Here is a 2,899-nt window from a genome sequence, read left to right on the forward strand (position 1 = left end):
TTCCGTTTCCAGCGCGAACAGCTGCGCCTGGCGGGTCAGCAGCGCGGACGTGTCCGCGAGGATGTCCCCGCCGCGGGCTGCGGCGAGGGCATCGAAGTCCGCGGCCAGGTCCTGCAGCTGCGCCAGGGCCTGGCGCCGGGCCTGCTCGGTGGTGTCGGCCGGAGCCGTGCGGCTGTCCGGATCGCTGACGACGGTGCCGAGGCCGATGACCAGCGCGCCGGCGAGCAGCAGCAGCAGGGTCCGGCCGGTGGCACGTCCGGCGCCGGAGGATTTGCTCCGTTGTGCCTGCGGCCTGGCCCTCGGCTGTGCTCTCGATTTCACAACAGTCGATGATGTCATGGGCCCCGGTCCCTGCGCACATGCCCGCCGGCCGGCAGCCGCCCGGCGGCAACGCGTTGGCAACGGCGGCACGGGATTGTCGCTAATGTAGTAGCTACATCAATAATATTTAGCGGGAGGCAGCTATGGCGGATCGGCCCGATCATTCCGGCATGTTCAAATCCGGGAGGCAGTCCGGGACCGATGTTCAGGCAGAGGCGGCCCGGCTGGCAGAATATCTGGCGCCGACGGTAGCGGCCAGCAACCTCTACCTCGAAGGCGTCGACATCCGGATCGCCGGCTCGCAGCGTACGGTGCATGTGACCGTGGACCTGCCCGAGGACGAGGCCGGCGGCGTGAGCCTGGACCTGATTTCCGAGGTCTCCCGGAGCTTGTCCCAGGCCCTGGATGCCGACCCGGCAGATACCGGACGCCCCTACGAGCTCGAAGTTTCCTCGCCGGGGCTGGCCCGGCCGCTGACCGAGCCGCGGCACTGGCGCCGCAATCTCGGCCGCATGGTCAGGGTGCGCCTGAGGCAGGGCGAGGACGTCACCGGCCGCGTGCTGTCCGTGGAGGAGGACGCCGTCACCGTACGTCCGGACCTTCCCGCCAAGAAGGGCATGAAAGCCAAGCCGGGGGACCCGGTGCGGATCCCCTTCGGCAATATCCGATCGGGCAAAGTGGAAATAGAATTCACGCATCTGGACGAGGAACTGGCCGCGGCCGAAGAACGCGCTGCCACAGCGGATCTTGAGAATGAGGAGGCCTGACATGGATATCGACATGAGCGCGCTGCGGTTGTTGGAACGCGAACGCGAGATCCCCCTGGACCTGCTCATTCCCACCATCGAGCAGGCGCTGCTGGTGGCCTACCACAAGACGCCCGGTTCCATCCAGCAGGCCCGGGCCGAGCTGGACCGGAAGAGCGGCCATGTGACCATCTGGGCCTCGGAAATCGACGAGGACGGCACGGTGGTGGGCGAATTCGACGACACGCCCAACGGCTTCGGCCGGATCGCGGCCTCCACCGCCCGCCAGATCATCCTGCAGCGGCTGCGCGATGCCGAGGACGACAACGTCCTCGGCGCCTTCCGGGGCAAGGAAGGCGAACTGGTCTCGGGCCTGATCCAGCAGGGCCACAACCCGAACATGGTCCAGGTGGACCTGGGCACGGTGGAGGCGCTGCTGCCGCCGCCGGAACAGGTGCCGGGGGAGAGCTACCGGCACGGCACCCGGCTGCGCGCCTACGTGGTGGACGTGCACCGTGGCCTGAAGGGCCCGTCGATCACGCTCTCGCGCTCCCACCCGGGCCTGGTCCGCAAGCTGTTCGAGCTGGAAGTTCCGGAAATCGCCGACGGCTCGGTGGAGATCGTGGCGCTGGCCCGCGAGGCCGGGCACCGCACCAAAATCGCCGTGCGCACCAAGGTGCCCGGACTGAACGCCAAGGGCGCGTGCATCGGGGAAATGGGATCGCGCGTGCGCGCCGTAATGACCGAGCTCAATGACGAGAAGATCGACATCGTGGACTACAGCGACGATCCGGCAACTTTCATCGCCAATGCCCTCTCGCCCTCGCGCGTCACCGCCGTGACGATCACCGACGCCGATGCCCGCTCCGCCCGCGTGGTGGTGCCCGACTACCAGCTGTCGCTGGCGATCGGCAAGGAGGGGCAGAACGCCCGCCTGGCCGCGAAACTGACCGGCTGGCGGATCGACATCGTCTCCGATGCTGCGGCCGCCCGCGGTTGAATCGGACGGCCCGCAGGTCCCCGGTTCGTGGCCCGGGCACTGTAGGCGGTAGAATATCCATGGCCAGTTTTCCCGACGCGCAAAAACCGGTCCGGGCTGCGGTTATGCCGCAGCGGACCTGCATTGGTTGCCGGCGCCGGGATGATCAGGCCGATTTGCTGCGGCTGGTTGTCACAGCGGCGGACGGCGCCAGCGCCGTCGTCGTGGACGAAGGCCGCCGCCTGACCGGCCGGGGTGCGTGGCTGCATCCCGATCCGGACTGCATGGCATTGGCCGTGAAGCGGCGGGCGTTCGGCAGGGCTTTCAAAGCCAATGTCGACAGCCGTGCCGTGGAAAGCTACTTCCACGCGCAATCAACATCCAACCTGAAAGCGGGTCAGAAAACCGATGGAAACCCGATGAGTGCCAAGCGATGAGCGCCCAACGATGACTCTGTTGTGCGCCGCCCCCGGCTGGACTGTGGCGTGCCGAGTGCACGCCGTACCTGGCCGCAATAGGAATTAGACGGTTCGTACCCGGCAGGCCTGCCTCGGTGCGGACCGAGACAGGAGAAATGTGGCCAAGGTCCGCGTACACGAGCTCGCCAAGGAGCTCGGTATTACCTCGAAAGATGCAGTTGCCAAACTGCAGGAACTGGGCGAATTCGTCCGCTCCGCCTCGTCCACCATCGAGGCCCCCGTTGTGAAGAAGCTTCGCGACGCCTTCCCGGCCGGCCAGTCCAAGCCGGCATCCGCTCCCGCGCCGCAGGCTGTCCCGCGGCCGGCTCCGGCCGCCCCGAAGCCCGGTGTCCGCCAGGAAGCCCCGGCAGCCAAGCCGGCTCCGGCGGCACCTG

5 protein-coding genes are annotated in these 2,899 nt (G+C 67.7%); 4 read left to right on the top strand and 1 reads right to left on the bottom strand.

Features of this window, described 5'->3' with window-relative positions; genetic code table 11:
• Positions 1-321: hypothetical protein (locus ACFQ36_RS21970; RefSeq protein ID WP_377017569.1), on the bottom strand; the 321-nt coding region annotated here is incomplete at its 3' end.
• Positions 322-491: 170 nt separating this feature from the next.
• Here ACFQ36_RS21970 and rimP point away from each other — a divergent pair.
• The 4 genes from rimP to ACFQ36_RS21990 all read left to right on the top strand — a co-directional run.
• Positions 492-1,088, top strand: a complete 597-nt coding sequence (gene rimP / locus ACFQ36_RS21975; protein ID WP_377017572.1) for a ribosome maturation factor RimP — start codon at positions 492-494, stop codon at positions 1,086-1,088.
• Position 1,089: 1 nt separating this feature from the next.
• Positions 1,090-2,067, top strand: coding sequence for a transcription termination factor NusA (gene nusA, locus ACFQ36_RS21980; protein WP_377017575.1), 978 nt, complete (start codon positions 1,090-1,092; stop codon positions 2,065-2,067).
• A 59-nt stretch (positions 2,068-2,126) separates the two neighbouring features.
• The gene (locus tag ACFQ36_RS21985) at positions 2,127-2,483 is read left to right on the top strand and encodes a YlxR family protein (protein ID WP_377017577.1); all 357 of its coding nucleotides are present in this window, start codon (positions 2,127-2,129) and stop codon (positions 2,481-2,483) included.
• Between the two features lie 139 nt (positions 2,484-2,622).
• Positions 2,623-2,899: translation initiation factor IF-2 N-terminal domain-containing protein (locus tag ACFQ36_RS21990; protein WP_377017579.1), on the top strand; the 277-nt coding region annotated here is incomplete at its 3' end.

Origin of the sequence: Arthrobacter sp. GCM10027362 (assembly GCF_042679445.1) — a bacterium.
Classification (GTDB): domain Bacteria; phylum Actinomycetota; class Actinomycetes; order Actinomycetales; family Micrococcaceae; genus Crystallibacter.